The organism is Erwinia phyllosphaerae, assembly GCF_019132875.1.
GTDB classification, from domain to species: Bacteria; Pseudomonadota; Gammaproteobacteria; order Enterobacterales; family Enterobacteriaceae; genus Erwinia; species Erwinia phyllosphaerae.
Genome location: NZ_JAHSPF010000004.1, coordinates 170,505 through 186,961, shown reverse-complemented (window position 1 = coordinate 186,961; position 16,457 = coordinate 170,505). Strand labels below are relative to the sequence as shown.

The following is a 16,457-nucleotide window of genomic DNA, read 5'->3' as shown; positions in this document are numbered from 1 at the left end:
CGGGATTTTTCCCTGTAGCTTTGCCATTCGCTGGCATAAGGATTAACGGCTGTCGACAAAGCGGCGCTGCGTTAGCCAAGCTGCTTTAAGATAGCCGCAAGCTGCTCGCGGTGTTCGGCATCAATCTCACGAGCGGCAGAATAGCCTGCGTTGAGCATAATGGTTTCATTCAGCCCTACCAGCCAGTCGTAGATATACCAGGCCGCATAGTTATTCGGCTTCAGCGACAGGCGGGTGAGGCGCTGGGTTGGCCCAAGACTCGCCGCCTGCGTTTCCGGGCGGGCAAAAATTTTCTGTCCGCGATTAATTTTGCTGTCCGGACGTTCGGCTTCGGGCAGATGTTGAAAGCCTAGCCACGCGACGAAATCACCTAGCACGCTTAGCGCACGGGAAACCTGGCGATCTGCCAGCAGCTCGGCAGGCGTATTGGCCGCATCCTGATCGGTCAGGATCTTCACCAGCGCGTCTTCAATGTTCAGGCGAATACTGGCGGTGGCCAGCTCTTCCGTCAGCATTTCCAGCGTAGGGCGCGTGACCCCTAACAGCTCCAGCAAGGCGGCCTGTTCAGGCAGCTGCACCAGCAGATTAATCCAGTAACGGTAAACCAGCTGCGCAAAGCCCGCTTCTGCCTCTTCATCCTGCGTATCCTGCGGAAGGGTCTGCAAAGCAGGCAGCGGCTCGTCGCTTAACAGATCGATGCTGATGCCAATACCAAAAGGATCTTCTTCCGTCAGCGCAAATTCTTCGCTGGCGCGTCGCTCGGCAGGATGCTGCTGCTGCATAAAAAGATGGCGCAGCGTCTCGCGCGTTGGCAGTAGCCGCTCCAGCAGTTCACCATGCACGCCGGTTCTGGCCTGTAGAGCCTTCAGCAAACTTTCCGCAATGCGCAGGCGAGCCTGCGGCTCCTCTTTTTCGGCGGCCAGATACCAGCGGCCCAGAAGGTTGTCGCTCAGCTCGCGGCGGATTTCGTTAAGCTGCTCCTGCAAACGCGCCGTTTTACCTTCGCGCTTGACTTCGGTCGTTAGCCAGCCCGCCATACGCTTGACGCCTTTATCGTCCATTGCCAGCATGGTTCCCCAGGTGTCGCCCGGATTACCTACGAAACGCTGGACGGCGGCATCGTGATTCTGACCACGGGTAATACGCTGGTCGAAGGGCGTCAACGCCCAGATCAGTCCTGGCTTGCGTCCGTTGCGCAGCTGGGTGTTTTCGCCCTGGGTCTGTTTTACCCAGTTATCCAGCACGCGGCCCACGGTTTGCGCATCGGCACGCTGGCCGGAAGCATTACAAACCATCAGCAGATCGACATCCTGTCTTTCGGCGGCGCGGGTCAGCAGAAAAGGGCGTTTGGCAGTGGTAAATGCCAGCGCCAGTTCATGGTAAGGATCGTCCGGCAATATTGACGGCTCTTCAAAACCCGGATAATCGAGCAGATCAACCTGTTCGAACAGGCTTTCTCTCGGCGCGCTGTAAAATGGCAATAGCACTTCACGGCTAAGCAGGTTCAGCTCGCCCAGCGCCAGCGTAACCGGTTTCAGGCTGCGGCCGTTATGCTGCGGCACCACCTGAATCACCCGGTCGGATGAGGCGTTAAAATAGCGCAGGCTGCTGCTGTTCAGCACGCTAAGCCCGGCATCGTCAATGACGGTAATCGGTGCCAGCACGCGACGCACGTTAGAGAGATGATGCAGCACGTGCGCCAGCTGGCGATAAAGCGCGGAAAGCTCGCGATCTTCGTTCCACAGCAGCGAAAAAAGCCGGGCGCGATCGTCCACGCCTAAAAACGGCGCAAGCTCCACGGCCTGCGGCCAGAAATGGCTTTCCAGCGCCTTGCTGCGGCAAACCTGCGCGTTATTCAGACGCTGCCAGAGTGCCACCACGTTATGACTGTTCATGCCGTCAACGGGCTGCGGCTGACGGAACACGGCAACGTTTCTCATGCGCTCGGCGATCTGCTGCTCATCCATTCCCGGTTTGCCGCTGCGCTTTGCCCAGATATCGGCGATGACGCCGACGATCTCTTCCTCACTCATTAGCGCCAGCTGCACGGGCCACTCGTTATCCGTACGGGTTTGCTGGCCGCTAAATCGCATCACCAGCGTCGCACTCTGCTGCTGAGGATTGAGCTGGGAATAGTCGAAGGTTGCATTGCCGATCGCCAGCTCCATACGGCCTTTTTCACTGGCGGCCAGCGCGGCAATCAGCCACGCTTTGCCCGCCTGGGCCAGGCCAAAAAAGCCAACGGCACACTCTTTGCCCGAGGCTTCAATTAGCCAGCTGGCCTTGTTGTGCTGAGACTGAAGCCTGGTGCGCAGACGGTCTGCTTCCATATCAAGGCGCGGCGCATTCTGGCGAGCGCTCTCCAGCCACAGCAGTGACCGGTCGATGCCTTTTACCACGCTCTCCAGTTTTTTGCCGAACTGTCCCGACAGCTGTTTAGGCGTCAATGCTTTCATTTCTTGTATACGCTCCCACTGTCAATCCAGTAATGGGTCAGGCCTGAGCCGCTGCTGGCCAGAGTATTAAGTTTTAACCGCAGATGCTCCAGCGGAACGCGGCTGCCGTCGTCCAGCGTCGCCTCGGCAATTTCAAATCGTTCCGGTCCGAATTCACCCTCGGTTTTTGCCACCGCCAGCCTGATTTTCAGCACCTTGTCCCCGGCAACGCTGCGCGCCAGCTGTGGATCGGCAATGGACAGCGTATACAGTGGCGAAGCGGGCCAGCGATCGTTATCGAGCTGGCGGAAGCCTAAAGTTAGCGCGCCGCGAACCTGAAAGCGCTCGCGCGAGTCCAGCTTGAAGCGCTCGTCGTCCAGATCGATATCGGCGTACCAGACGTTTTCAGCGCTGAGCGCGCCGTTGCCGTCCAGCATACCCAGATAGCGAATAGTGGAGTAAGGCTGGAAATCGCCCGCCTTAAACCAGAAGTTAGCCAGCCTTAAATCCAGCGACAGCAGGCACAGCATGGCACCCACTGCGGCGGTAGATTTCGGATTTTCAATACGGCCCTGTTTGTTAAAAGGATACCAGTCGTTGGTATGATAGCCATCCAGCGAAAGGATACGGCTGACCGGCAGCGGTTGCAGATGGCGGAACAGCGCCTGCACGCCAGGAAAACGCGAAGGACGACCCGTCAGCAGCAGGACGTCGCAGTCGTAAACGGCGACCACTTCCGACATCGAGCGCAGGCTTTGCGTAATATTCATGCGTGGCGACAGGAACTCGGCGTGCAGCTTGCCGAGCTTAACCACCAGCGGCACGCGTAAAATATCGAAAGCTTCCGCTTCGTTCGGCAACTCGCGCTGAATTTCACGGTTGATATACTCTAATAGCTTCTGCGTGGGTGCCTGCGCCAGCAGCTCTTCAAACCGCGCATCCACTTCGGCATTCAGTTCCAGCGGGTCGAATCTTTCGTAGGCTTCGAGGATCGCCTGGCCGACCGGAATAAAAATCTGCAGCGTAATCTGCTGGCGCAGCGTCGAGTGCCCGTCAAGCCTGCCTTCGTGGCCAAACAGCCGCGTCATCACGCCTTCCGGATTAACCATGCCCGCTTCTTTAAACGCGTGTTGCAGCGCGGGCAGCACGTAAAGCTGAATGACGTCCAGCAGGATATCGTCACCGGCCAGCTTAAAGCCCTCGCGGAACAACAGGCGCGGCATGATTTTAACGTTGTTGCCGACGCCATCATCCAGGCGGTATTGGGTGATCGCCAGATCGGTGGTGCCGCCGCCGATGTCAATGGAGGCAATGCGCAGCGTTTTACCCACGGGTTCATCCGGCGCGCGAACGCGATCCGGACGCGCCATGCTGATAAAAAAGGCTTCGGCGCGACCGCCAAAGTTCACCTGGGTTTCGTTATAGAGATAGACCATTTGCCCGCAGGTGGCCTCGTCCCATTCCATCTGCACTTCCGGCACCGGCACACTGCTTTTCGCTTTGTCTTTGGCGCTGGTAAAATCGTCATCGGCCGGATGCCAGCCCATGGCTTTCCAGATCAAAGCAATCGCCTCCATCATGCGACGGCGAAAAATCTCGCGCTCGGGCTTGGGCATCGCGGACGGCAACGTCAGAATAATATTGCGTAGCTGACGCGGCGCGCTGCTGTGCAACATTTTCTGGCGCTGCGTTGCGCTATTCATTTGCATCAGCGCCTGTGCCAACAGTTCGCCGAGCATAAAGGTCATTACGGAGCTGCGGCTGTACTGCGGGGAAAACACCGGCAGCCTCTCTTCCAGCGGCTGATTGTAAAGCGGCTCGCCTTCATCGTTAACCAGGTTGGTCAGCGGCGCGGCGGTAGCCAGCGGCTCCTGTGCGGCGTTGCCTGGCGTACGGCTAAAGCGCCAGCCTGGCGTATAGGCTTCTTCATCCCACAGATAGCGGCGCGGGCTGGAGATGCCGGTTGCGCCTTCGGTGCCCAGTCGCTGCAGAGCCAGATGGCTGGCCTCGCGACCGACGCGCGTAATAGATGGCCAGATAAAAGCGTCATCGCGACCGCTTTCCACCGAGAAATTTTGCTTGCCGAAAGTGGCCTGCGCAAACTCTACGCGACTTTCAAACAGTTCGTTGTAAAGGTACTGCGGCGAAGTCAGATCGCGTAGCTGTAGCTCATAGGTATGCTTCAGGCCGTGGTGATCGTCTACGTGATCTTCAACCATGATGCCGCAGGTGTGCGAGTTGCCCACGTCCAGAATCAAATCAACGGGAATAGCGGGTTCCTGTAGGGTAGCAGCGCTGATTTTCAGTTCCGGCAGCGCCAGCTGGTGGCCGAGCATGTGCAAAATGTTCAGATAATGCGCCTGGTACTCGAACTCACGCAGTGCGGTACGAATGTTTACCTGCGGACGCTGTTCGACCGTGGCGGCCTGCTGGCTAAAAACTTCCCGCAGCCAGCCGTCAATCCACGTGTGGTCGAGAAATTCGCCCAGCTCGTTGCTGCGGTAAGCCAGCGCGAAGCTGACGCCGTTTTTTACGTCGCTCTCGTTCAGCGCCAGCGTTTCATCTTCGCCTTCGGCCCAGGTGCGGGTTTCAAACGCCAGGCAAATACGGTGCGTTTTGCCGTTTTGATCCGGGCTATCCAGCTCGACAATCTGCACGCGCGCCCAGTTATCGGGGCCGCCAATAAAAGTGCGCGGCGGATTAAAACGTAAAAAAGGCAGCGGCAGCCAGACGCCGTTCAATAATGCCAGCGACTGCGACAGCGGAAAACTGAACTCAGGCTTGACCACTTCCGGCATGCCGCCCACGGCGATGGGCAGCAGATACTTGCCGGTTTGCGCATTAAAATTCAGGCGCAGCAGCGGGCCGTTAGCCGTCTGGCGCACAAATTTTCCGGGCAGATCGTTCTCTGGATCCGGCGTCAGGGCAAAATCGAGAAACTGAATGCCGCTGTTTTGAATCAGCGTCATTGTCGGTTTTAAATCAGCGATAGTCGCCAGCATCATTGTTTACTCTCGCGCTTCATCGTCATCGGTAATACGGTTTCGGCATCGTACTGGCCGTTACAGGCGGCGGCCGTGCCTTCGGCACCCTGAACGCAAACCAGTTCCGGCATTTTGTAACGTGACCCGTCGCTGCATTTCGCTCTGGTACGGCTGTTAATCACCAGGTTGCCGGATTTCATCAGGCCGGCATAAACATCCACGCGGCAGACGGTACCGTCGCCCTGGGTCATTTGCGCCTGGCCTTTACCATTGCGCAGCTGATAGCGCAGCACGGGTGGCTTGCCGGTCAACGGCGTTTTAATGCCGACAATCACACGCCAGTTACCGTTAAGGAAACGCGTGGAGCCAATTTTCACGGCGTCAGCTGGCAGCACTAGATCATCTTTTCCGGCCGGAACGGCAGGTTGTTCGGCAACGGCTGGCGCTGCTGCTGACGTTTCGGTTACCGGCTCCTCGGCTGGTTTATTTGCCGTGGAAGCAGCAGCAACGGTGGCTGGCGTTACCGGAAGCTTAGTGGCCTGATGCGCCACAGAGGCTGTTTCCTGTAGCGGCGCGGCAGATGGCTTAGCCATTTCCTGCGGCGCGGATGCGGATTCTTTTACCGGTTCGGCTGGCGTCGGCGTTGGCTGCGGGTTAGTTACCGCAGCGGAAGAAGCGGGCTTCTGCTCCGGAGTAGAGAAAGAGTTTTTCATCTGCACACCAAAAACAACCAGCAGCGCGGCGGCAGGGACTATCCAGCCATAGCGCAGAAGATTGCGTTTGACAGGGCTATTTTTGACCGGTGCAGGCTCTGGCTTAACGGGTTCGGGCGTAACCTCAGCTTTAGTTTCCGGCTCGGGTTGCGGGGGCACTTCCGGCGCAACGGGCTCCGGCTCGGGCTGATAAGCCGCAATGGCAGGCGAGGCGGTCACCAGCGGCGCGGCGGCAGTCATTTTCGATAGCGTCAACGGCAGCTCTTCTTCCACCGCACGCAGGCAATCCAGCGGATCCTGCTGCGTCTTTTTATCCAGGCTAACAAATCCCCAGAAGGTCAGTACCGGCTTGCCGCCAACCAGATAAACAAAGTTCTGATCGGGGAACTGCAGCGCCTTGGCCAGCAGTGCGCCAAATCGTTTCTGACTGGTTTTTTCAGACTGCTGCGCGCGCTGGCAGATCTCCGCAACCGTCTGCTGACAGGCAATAAGATGATTTAATGCATGAGTACGGGCGCTGTCGCTGGCGGCGGCCCAGGAGGTGATTTTGCCGGAAACGGGCGAGTACCAGTCCAGGCGATCGCCAGCATCGTTGGGTTGAGGAATAGCCAGGCAGTCAGCAATCTGCTGCTGCTTGCGCAGGCGCAGCGTCTCGCGCAGCTGCAGGGCTGACAGGTAAACGGGTTGACCGTTCTCGCCCAGAGGCAGAACCGCGTCCAGGCTTCCGCTGCGTAGAAATTGTTTAGCCACTAAATCAGACCTTTTTAGTCAGGATTCAATAAGTTTTAATCCAAATTTCTATTTACTGTAGTCGAGTGGCCTTAAATCAAATGCGAAAATAAGAGGGTAAAGCGGGGTTTGCTTACGCCATGAAGCGGCAAAAAGTCAGGAACACATTAAAATCAAAGGAAAAATGGCGAAATTTCAGGCAGTGGAAAAAACTTACCTCTAATTTTCAAAATTGCGGGCCGCCAGAACTTTTGTGACTAATATCCTATTCAGGCCAAAAGGTTACGGCATACGCCGACAGGCTTTCGTCAGGCTGGGTTAATAACAGGCAGATTGCAGAAGGTCTGAGCAGAATTTACATCCTGATACACTCCTCAACGGTGATGGCCCATTTCGCTGCCGGGGTGTTCACGCAGCTTTGCTAAACTCAGACGGTTATTGAAATCTGAGGTAGAAGAATGAAAATTAAAAGTTACGCAGCAATGGAAGCCGGCAAGGCGCTGGAACTGTATGAATATGACGCGCCTGAGCTGAGCGCGGAAGAAGTCGAAGTAACAGTGGAATACTGCGGCGTATGCCATTCCGACCTGTCGATGATCGATAACGAATGGGGCATCTCGCACTATCCGACCATTGCAGGCCACGAAGTCATTGGTCGCGTATCGGCACTGGGCGAAGCGGCAAAAACCAAAGGGCTGTCGATAGGGCAGCGCGTGGGCATTGGCTGGACGGCCAAAAGCTGCCAGCACTGTGATGCCTGCATCAATGGCGAGCAGGTTAACTGTGAGCAAGGCTCTGTCCCAACTATCCTGAACAACGGTGGCTTCGCCGAGAAGCTGCGCGCCGACTGGCAATGGGTTATCCCGCTGCCGGAAAGCCTGGATGCCTCAACGGCGGGCCCGCTCCTGTGCGGTGGCATCACCGTATTTAAACCATTACTGATGAGCAACATCACGGCGACCAGCCGTGTGGGCGTTATCGGTATCGGCGGCCTGGGCCATATCGCCATCAAAATCCTGCGCGCGATGGGTGCAGAAGTGGTTGCTTTCAGCTCAACGCCGGATAAAAAGCAGTCCATTCTGGAAATGGGTGCGGACGAAGTGGTTAACAGCCGCGATGCGGAAGAGCTGAAAAAGCAGGCTGGCCGTTTCGATTTGATCCTCAGCACCGTCGCGGTCGATCTGGACTGGAAACCTTACTTTGACGCGCTGGCACCAAAAGGTAAATTCCATACCGTGGGTGCCGTAATGAAGCCGTTTGAAGTATCTGCGTTTCAGCTGATTATGGGCGACAAAGCGTTGACCGGTTCTTCTACCGGATCGCCGGGCCAGCTGCGTTCGCTGCTGAAACTGGCTTCGCGCCGCGATATTGCGCCGAAAGTAGAATATTTCCCCATGTCGAAAATTAACGATGCGCTGGATCATGTCCGCGCCGGTAAAGCTAATTACCGTGTGGTATTGAAAGCGGATTTCTGATTTATCGCTACAGAATTTTCTAAGCCCTGGCTTTTAAAGCAGGGCTTTTTTTGCAAGGAAAGCGGCCCGATCTCCCTTGCGTAATAAGTACGATATGACTAAAAAGGCGACCGCATCGGTCGCCTTTTTTTCGTTAACTCTTTAGCGAACGGTTAACCCTGTTTCGCATCGGTCTCGGTAAACGCCGGTTTGTTTTTGGCCGTGGAATAGGCAACCTGTTTTACCTTATCCGGTGCAGTTGTCACCTTCACTGCCGGGATAGTCACGCGGCCAAAGCCGAGCAGGGTAGGGACGTAGCCACCCACCTGGTGTTCGCCAGCCGGCAGGTGAAGCTGCAAGCTTTGACCACGGATCAGCGCGCCCGCATCTTTACCATCGACGGTAACGTAAACAGGGGATCCATCGTCGGTGCGGCTAATCTCGTGCGACACGTTGACCTGAGTTGGTCCAGTCGAAAAGTCTTCCGCTGAAATCTCTGCCGGGCCCTTAAATAAATTAGCGGCCGAAGCGGTGATTGACGACGTGGATGCCGGCTCGTCTTTTTTATGGGCGGCACAGCCGGTCAGGGTTATGGCGGCCATCGCAACGGCCAGGGTGAAACGACAGATCATTATACCTCACTCTACAAGCGGCTTTTAATACGCTATTTTAGCGCCTCCAGGTCGTCAAAAACAGTCAGGTCTCATCTTAAAAATGTTTCCACGCGTTATTTCGCATGGATTGCGTAAGGGGGAGATGTTTCACGTGATTCAGTATTGTGGTGTAGCAATGCTGCACTTTAGTTACATCATACTAAATAAACTAACAGTAAAAGTAACCTTTAACATTAGCGATAGAATTGGCCAATCAGCAAAAAATGCACCGGCCTCTGTTTTCGCTACCCAAAAGGAGCGGGCGGGCGTCAGCCAATCGTCCGATTTCTGCCTGCCAGCGGCGCAATAAATACCTGGAGCAGGCTCATTGCTATCAGTACCAGCAATGGAGTTGACCAGTTATTAAAGTGCTCATGGATCATGCCAAAAGCCAGCGGGCCCAGCGCGGCCAGCCCATAGCCTACGCACTGGCCCATGCCGGAAAGCTGCGAAGCCTGCCGATGATCGCCGGAGCGTAAACCAAACAGCGAAAGGCAGATTACCATTGAGGCACCTGCGCCAAGCCCGGCCGTTATCAACCACAGTATGGCCAGTGCCGGAAAACAATAGAGACCACCCAGCCCGATAAAAATAGCCAGCGAAGCCAGAAACCCGATGATGCGCTGATCGGACAGCTTTTTTAACGCGACCATACAGCTCAGGTTCGAAACCACGGCAACAATCTGATAAACAAACAGCAGCCAGCCTGCAGACAGCTGGCTAAAACCCTGTGCCTCAGCCCAGGGCGTAAACCAGGCGATAAGCGTATAGAACACCATTGACTGCAATGCCATAAACAGCGATACCTGCCAGCCCAGCGCGGAACGCCATGGCGACCGTAGTCGGGAAGCGGCATTTTTATTATTGCTCGCGCTTCGGGAATATTTTAATAGCGGTAGCCAGACTACTAACGCCACTACAGCCGGGAGAAACCATATGCCCAGCGACAAAATCCAGCCGGTTTTCGTTGCCTGAGCCAGCGGAACGGCAACCCCTGAAGCCAGGCTGGCAGTCACGGCCATCACGCCAGCATAAAGGCCAATATAGCGTGCGGCATGTCCGGCAAAATCTCTTTTGATCAACGGCGGTAGCAATACGTTAGCCGCCGCAATACCTGCGCTCAACAACAGCGTTCCCAGCCACAGACCCGTTACCCCGCCCACACGCAGTAGCGATCCCAGCATAATCAGCCAGACGGCATACCAGAGCGTTTTCTCCAGGCCAAAGCGGTTACCAGCCCAGGCTGCGGGCGGCGCAAGCAGGGCGAACATCATAAGCGGAATAAAATTGAGCAGGCCAGCAGCGCTGGCAGACAGGTTAAACGTGGCGCGAATATCTTCCAACACCGGCCCGATTGCCGTTAGCGGCGCGCGCAGACTGGCAGCGGTGGTGAGCAATACAAACAGGAAAAAACCAGAACGGGCAAAAAGAGAGCGTGGGTTCATAAGCATTAGATATCGCACCGGAGCAGGCACGGCCTGCTGAAAGTGCGTTGGTTGACGTTAACGCTTACGCAACAAAGCCGGGCTTTGCTGTCTGGACGTTATGTTAACGGCGTTGGCCGCCAAAAGTAAAGGCTAACGACAAAGTCATAACAACCCAACGTAAGAGGAGCCGGTCAGGCCATTTTTTTACGTTGCGCATCATCTTCATACATGACTTACAAAATCCTGAAAAGGTCATTAATAGTCTTTTACATGTTAAATAAAAAAAATTATAGTTCTCATTCTCATTTGTATACAGCCGTTTCATAGCGCTTAAAAAGCGACCTGTGGCGGCGTTCCGCAGTGCATCACAACAGTGGCTGAACAGCGTTGCCTGTTCATAAAAAACATAAAGATCGAGGTCAGGATGTCTTTTGCACAACGTTTTAACAGGGAAAAGGGCGCTGCCCATATCAAGACTTCTTATACGGTCGTTGCCGCACTGGTCGCGCTGGCCATTTACATCCCGCAGGCTCACGCGGCGGATGCAGCGAAAGAACAAACGCTGACGGTTAGCGGCACCGCCGATAGTGCTGACAGTACGGCAGCAACGGATTACAGCGTCCCCGTGACTAATGCGGGAACCAAAATGTCGCTGACTTCCCGTGACATTCCTCAGTCGATAAGCATCACCAGTAAACAGCGTATGGAAGATCAGCAGCTGCAATCGCTGGGCGACGTGCTGAACAATACGACTGGCGTTATGGAAAACGTAGCGGATATGGATCGCCGCACCTATTACTCACGCGGCTTCCTGATTGATAACTACATGGTCGACGGCATCCCGACCACCTTTCAGGGACAGTGGAACCTGGGCGATGCGCAGTCAGATACGGCTCTTTATGAACGCGTGGAGGTGGTGCGTGGCGCAACCGGCCTGATGACCGGCGCGGGCAACCCATCTGCCTCCGTTAACATGGTACGCAAGCACGCCGACAGTAAAGAGTTCACCGGTAACGTATCGGCAACTTACGGCAGCTGGAATAAACAGCGCTACGTCGCCGATCTCTCTGCGCCGTTAAGCGAATCCGGCAACGTGCGCGGCCGCCTCGTGGCAGGCTATCAGGATAATGACAGCTTTGTTGAGCGTTATAGCGCAGAGAAGAAATTCGTCTACGGCGTGGTTGATGCCGATTTGACGGACTCGACCACGCTTTCTGTCGGCTATGAGTTTCAACAAACCAATGCCGACAGCCCAACCTGGGGCGGCCTGCCGCGCTGGTACACGGACGGCAGCGCAACCAGCTATCGTCGCGGCTTTAACACCGCGCCGGACTGGGCCTATAACGATAAAGAAAGCAAAAAGCTGTTCGTTAACCTGAAGCAGAACTTTGACAACGGCTGGCAGCTCACGCTGAACGGCACCCATAACGAAACCTTCCTCGACAGCCGCCAGCTCTATATCAGCGGCTACTTTGATAAAAACACCGGGGCTGGCGTATCGCCATACGCTGATTATCCCGTCGTCGGCGGCACCGGTTACAACACAGGCAAGCGCAAGGTCGACTCTGTTGATACATTCGCCAGCGGGCCTTATCAGCTGTTTGGTCGCCAGCATGAGTTAATGGCAGGCGTGAGCTACAGCAAACAGCAAAATACCTATTACGGTACCTTTGCCAATATCACGCCTGAAGAGCTGGGCGATTTCAATGCTTATAACGGCCAGTATCCCGAAACGGACTGGGGCGAACGCTCGCTGTCGCAGCGTGACGTTACTCGCCAGAAGTCTGCCTATCTCGCCACTCGCGTGACGCTGGCCGATCCGCTGCATCTGATCCTGGGCGCACGCTATACGCGCTGGAGTACCGATACGCTTACGGACAATATTGAAAAGAACAACATTACGCCTTATGGCGGACTCATTTACGATATCAATGAAAACTGGTCGGCCTATGCCAGCTATACCTCGGTTTTCCAGCCGCAGTCCTATCGTGACGTCAACGGTAGCTATCTGGCGCCGGTTGTCGGGAAAAACTATGAGGCTGGCCTGAAGTCAGACTGGATGAACAGTCGCCTGACCACGACGCTGGCCGTGTTCCGGATTGAACAGGATAACGTGGCGGAAAGCACGGGCCGCAGCGTTGCGGGTTCAACCGATACCGCCTACGTAGGTAAGAACGGAACGGTAAGCCGTGGCGTCGAGTTTGAAGTAAACGGCGCGCTAACCGACAACTGGCAGATGACCGTCGGCGGCACGCATTATATTGCTGAAGACAGCGAAGGCGAAGCGGTTAACCCACAACTGCCGCGTACCCAGCTGAAGCTTTTCACCAGCTATCGTCTGCCAATGCTGCAACAGCTGACCGTGGGCGGCGGCGTCAACTGGCAAACCAAAGTTTGGGATGAGGTTGGCGCACCGGAAGGCAACGGCACCTGGCATGCAGAGCAGGGCAGCTATGCGCTGGTTAACCTGTTTGGCCGTTATCAGGTAACGAAACAGCTAACCATTCAAGGTAACCTGAATAACCTGTTCGACAAAGAATATGACACTAATATCGGCAACTATATTGTCTATGGCGAACCGCGTAATTTCTCGCTGACCGCCAGCTATAGCTTCTGATTTCGCTGGCCTGCATGAATAGCGCCTGAGGGCGCTATTCATGCAGGCTCTATACCGGTTAAAGGCTGCCGGTTCGGCGGACCAGGTAATTCTAAATAATTTCATATCGTTCACAACAAAAATAACGCTGGAAGGATTTAACTATTTAAGTATAGTTAAGTCCATTGTTATAGACGGAATTACCAGGGTTAAAGGTTTGCGGTGTAAATTACCGACTGATTTTTCTGTTTTAAAGTATCTTAATTAACAATTATTATTCTTTCACTTCACTCTATAACTGTATTGTTTCACTCTATATCTAATTGCAATCAACAAATGAGGTAATTACTTACATGAGGGTTGTCATATTTCAAGGCCAGTATGGCATTTTCAAAAAAGAAGGGCTTGATTTGTCTATGCCAGCAATACAAACCTGCCTGGGACTTTATGCTTTATCAGAGCAACATGATTATCTTGTCTGTGCACACTTTGATTCAATATTGGGTTTGCAACAAAACTTAATGGACATTAAACACGCACTAGAGCTAAAAGGCATAAGCATTAGTAGTCTCAAAGCTACTGTTTTTGGTGGGGACGGAAAGCAGAGTTATCTTCGGTGTTCCTCGCCCACTAGTCATATAGGGAATGAAATTGTTAATTTCATAACAGCACTGGGAGGGTTAGCTGAATATTCAAATGATTTTTATTCCGGAGTTTTTCCCAAAACATTTAATTTTCATTATCGGAAAGGTTGTGGGATAACAGAAGGTCAAGATCCGAGGAATTTTATGGGGTGTAGTCAACCAGCTGCGAATTTAGCAAGGAAGAGAATAGCGCTAAGACCTTCTGAATATTCTGTTTCTCATGCGAAAATGGTCGATGTCAGTCCCCTGTACTAAAAAAGGTGTTTTTATTAAGCTACGCCTTATTGCTGTCCAGTTATCCCTGTGTGTGGTTTTAATAAATCCTGTCCACTGTTAACTAAAAGAGGATAAGGATAGCTATCTGTATAAACCCTAACGTATCGATGATCAAGAAAATCCCGGCCAGCGGCCGGGACAGCTAATCAGAAATTATAAGAAACATTCACTTCATAATTACGCGGTGCGCCATAAACCACCGAATCGCTCAGCCAGGTATAATAGGTGCGATCGAAAAGGTTGTTGACGTTGGCCTGTACCGCCAGCTGCTTCGTAACCTGATAGCGTGCAAACAGATTAGCCAGTGGGTAGCTGCTTTGATACAGGCGTTTGGTTTCTCCATCTGGTGCGGTCGCGTCCTGGAACGTACGGTTTTGCCAGTTAACGCCGCCGCCCACGGTCAGCTGCTGCAGCATCGGCAGGCGATAGCGCGTAAACAGTTTCAGCTGCGTTTGCGGCATCTGGCTGTTATAACGCCCCGTCGAATCCGTTGCCACAAAGCGCGTTGCCCCAAAGGTCATCTGTAAATTATCCGTGACCGCGCCGTTCAGCTCAAATTCCGCGCCTTTACTGGTCGCGCCTTTGGTGGCGACGTAAGCCTGCTCGCTGGAGTTATTGACATAATTGTCGCCGTCGCTCTCGGCTGCGTTTTCCTGCTCGATACGGAATACCGCGATAGTGGCGGTCAGACGACCATCGTCCCAGGCGGATTTCAGCCCGGTTTCATAGCTTTTACCGGTAACCGGTGCCAGATAGGCGCCGCTTTTAGTGCGGTAGGTCTGCGGCTGGAAAATGGAGGTGTAGCTGGCATAGGCTGACCAGGTATCATTAATGTCATACACCAGGCCACCGTATGGCGTGACGTTATTCTTTTTCTCGTTGCCGCTGCTGCCCATGGTGCTCCACTGGGTATAGCGTGCGCCAACAATCAGCGACAGCGGATCGGCCAGGGAGAAGCGTGCTGCGCTGTAAACTGCTTTTTGCCGGACTACATCGTCCGCATTCTGATACCAGTCACCCCATTCCGGTTCGGCTACGTCGCCGTCCCAGCTATCGTGGAAGCTGCCCATCTGGCCTTCGTCATAAGCACCATCCGAACTATAGGTAGCATTATGCTGACGGCTGTAGCTCACGCCGGCCACCATCTCATGCTGGCGGCCAAACAGTTCAAACGGGCCGCTGGCATAGGTATCAATCGAATCCAGCTTGCGCTTGCCCCTGTCCTTGCTGCCAATACCTAAGGTACCTTCGCCCGTTTGCTCATCCGGTGCGTCCTCCAGATAGAGTAATTTGTCGTTAAAGGTTTCTTCACCATGTGTACCGTTGACGCGGAACGTCCAGCCGTTATCAAAGTTGTGCGTAACGTTAGCAAACACCTTACGAGAAGTGACGTTGTAACGCGTCCAGTCTGCTGCATCACTGGTGTTACGGCTGTAGTGGGTGCGTGTGCCGTTGCTGTACCAGGTGGGCAGGCCGCCCCAGGTAGGGTTGCCGGTATTGGTTTGCTGATAGTCATAGCCCAGCGAAACCGTCGTGCTGTCGGTCAGGTCAGCGTCAATAACGCCGTACAGGAATTTCTTCGTTTTGTGGTAGCGATCCAGCCAGCTGTCCTGATCCTGATAGCCCGCTATTACCCGGCCGCGCACGTTGCCGGATTCGCTCAGCGGGCCGGAAACATCCATGACATAACGCTGCTTGTTCCAGCTGCCATAGCTGGCGGAAACGTTGCCGGTAAAATCCTTGCTGTCGGCATGCTTGCGCACCATGTTAACGGAAGCCGCCGGACTGCCCGCGCCGGTCATCAGGCCGGTGGCACCACGGACGACCTCGATACGATCGTAAATTGCCGTATCTTCCGCTGCGTCGCCAAAGTTCCAGGCATCGCCAGCTGTCGTGGGGATATCGTCATAGGTAAAGCTGGTAATCTGAAAACCGCGGGAATAGTAAGCCGAACGTTCGCTGTCATAAGATTCCGACGCGATGCCGGTGGTGTTATCCAGCACCTCGCTGACCGACTGAAGATTCTGATCCTGCATTCGCTGCTTGCTGACCACGCTAAGCGATTGCGGCACGTCGCGCGGCGTCATCAACATTTTGGTTCCGGCCCGCGTAGTTTTAACGCTGTAATCCTGTTGCTCGTTACCGTCGCTGGCAGTGGTCGCGTCAACCACCATATCCTGCTCGGTTGCCTTGTTGGTTTCTGCGGCAAAAGCGGGATTGAACTGAGCATGAATCGCCAGCGCCAGCAGCGAGACGATAAATGTTTTTATCGGCGCACGCGCGCCGTTTTCCCTGCGATTAAAAGACATAAAGTTCTCGAATAGGCATTTCTTGTTATTGTCCTGAAGAGGACGCGCATTCTCGACGACCCGGCCAAAAAAGCTTATTAACAGGCAAGAGGGGATCGCAGTGAGAATGTTAATGATAAGTATTTGCTTTTAACGAGTCTCTTGCTGTATGCGCCATAAAGTGTAACAACTTGTTAATTAATCCGGGCAATCGGCAGCGCAGCGCCTTGCCGCATAGCGCATGCAGATTTACTTCGC

9 protein-coding genes are annotated in these 16,457 nt (G+C 54.3%); 3 read left to right on the top strand and 6 right to left on the bottom strand.

The window, feature by feature from the left end; translation table 11 throughout:
- Window positions 1-71: 71 nt before the first annotated feature.
- Genes KUE00_RS09160 through KUE00_RS09150 form a run of 3 tightly spaced genes read right to left on the bottom strand, consistent with a single transcriptional unit; the run spans window position 72 to window position 6,882 of the window.
- Complete coding sequence (locus KUE00_RS09160; RefSeq protein ID WP_246759495.1) at window positions 72-2,456, bottom strand: virulence factor SrfC family protein; 2,385 nt, start codon at window positions 2,454-2,456, stop codon at window positions 72-74.
- Window positions 2,453-5,437, bottom strand: coding sequence for a virulence factor SrfB (locus KUE00_RS09155; protein WP_246759743.1), 2,985 nt, complete (start codon window positions 5,435-5,437; stop codon window positions 2,453-2,455). Before KUE00_RS09155 ends, KUE00_RS09160 begins: the two co-directional genes overlap by 4 nt.
- The gene (locus KUE00_RS09150) at window positions 5,437-6,882 is read right to left on the bottom strand and encodes an SrfA family protein (RefSeq protein WP_246759494.1); all 1,446 of its coding nucleotides are present in this window, start codon (window positions 6,880-6,882) and stop codon (window positions 5,437-5,439) included. Before KUE00_RS09150 ends, KUE00_RS09155 begins: the two co-directional genes overlap by 1 nt.
- 437 nt (window positions 6,883-7,319) lie before the next feature.
- Here KUE00_RS09150 and ahr point away from each other — a divergent pair, with 437 nt between their 5' ends.
- On the top strand, window positions 7,320-8,336 hold the full coding sequence (gene ahr / locus KUE00_RS09145; protein ID WP_246759493.1) for an NADPH-dependent aldehyde reductase Ahr: 1,017 nt from the start codon (window positions 7,320-7,322) through the stop codon (window positions 8,334-8,336).
- 152 nt (window positions 8,337-8,488) lie between these two features.
- Here the strand turns inward: ahr and KUE00_RS09140 are convergent, their stop codons facing one another.
- Window positions 8,489-8,947: a hypothetical protein gene (locus tag KUE00_RS09140; RefSeq protein ID WP_246759492.1), complete on the bottom strand. Its 459-nt coding sequence runs from the start codon at window positions 8,945-8,947 to the stop codon at window positions 8,489-8,491.
- A 290-nt stretch (window positions 8,948-9,237) separates the two neighbouring features.
- The gene (locus KUE00_RS09135) at window positions 9,238-10,419 is read right to left on the bottom strand and encodes a CynX/NimT family MFS transporter (protein ID WP_246759491.1); all 1,182 of its coding nucleotides are present in this window, start codon (window positions 10,417-10,419) and stop codon (window positions 9,238-9,240) included.
- A gap of 400 nt (window positions 10,420-10,819) precedes the next feature.
- On the opposite strand from KUE00_RS09135, the gene fhuE (KUE00_RS09130) reads away from it, so the two are divergent.
- Window positions 10,820-13,012 carry a ferric-rhodotorulic acid/ferric-coprogen receptor FhuE gene (fhuE, locus tag KUE00_RS09130; protein ID WP_246759490.1) on the top strand — a complete coding sequence of 731 codons (2,193 nt, stop codon included), beginning with the start codon at window positions 10,820-10,822 and terminating at the stop codon, window positions 13,010-13,012.
- Between the two features lie 332 nt (window positions 13,013-13,344).
- Complete coding sequence (locus tag KUE00_RS09125) at window positions 13,345-13,890, top strand: hypothetical protein (RefSeq protein WP_246759489.1); 546 nt, start codon at window positions 13,345-13,347, stop codon at window positions 13,888-13,890.
- 167 nt (window positions 13,891-14,057) lie between these two features.
- Here the strand turns inward: KUE00_RS09125 and fhuE (KUE00_RS09120) are convergent, their stop codons facing one another.
- Entirely contained in the window at window positions 14,058-16,220 is a 2,163-nt protein-coding gene (gene fhuE / locus KUE00_RS09120; RefSeq protein ID WP_246759487.1) for a ferric-rhodotorulic acid/ferric-coprogen receptor FhuE, read from the bottom strand.
- Between the last annotated feature and the right edge of the window lie 237 nt (window positions 16,221-16,457).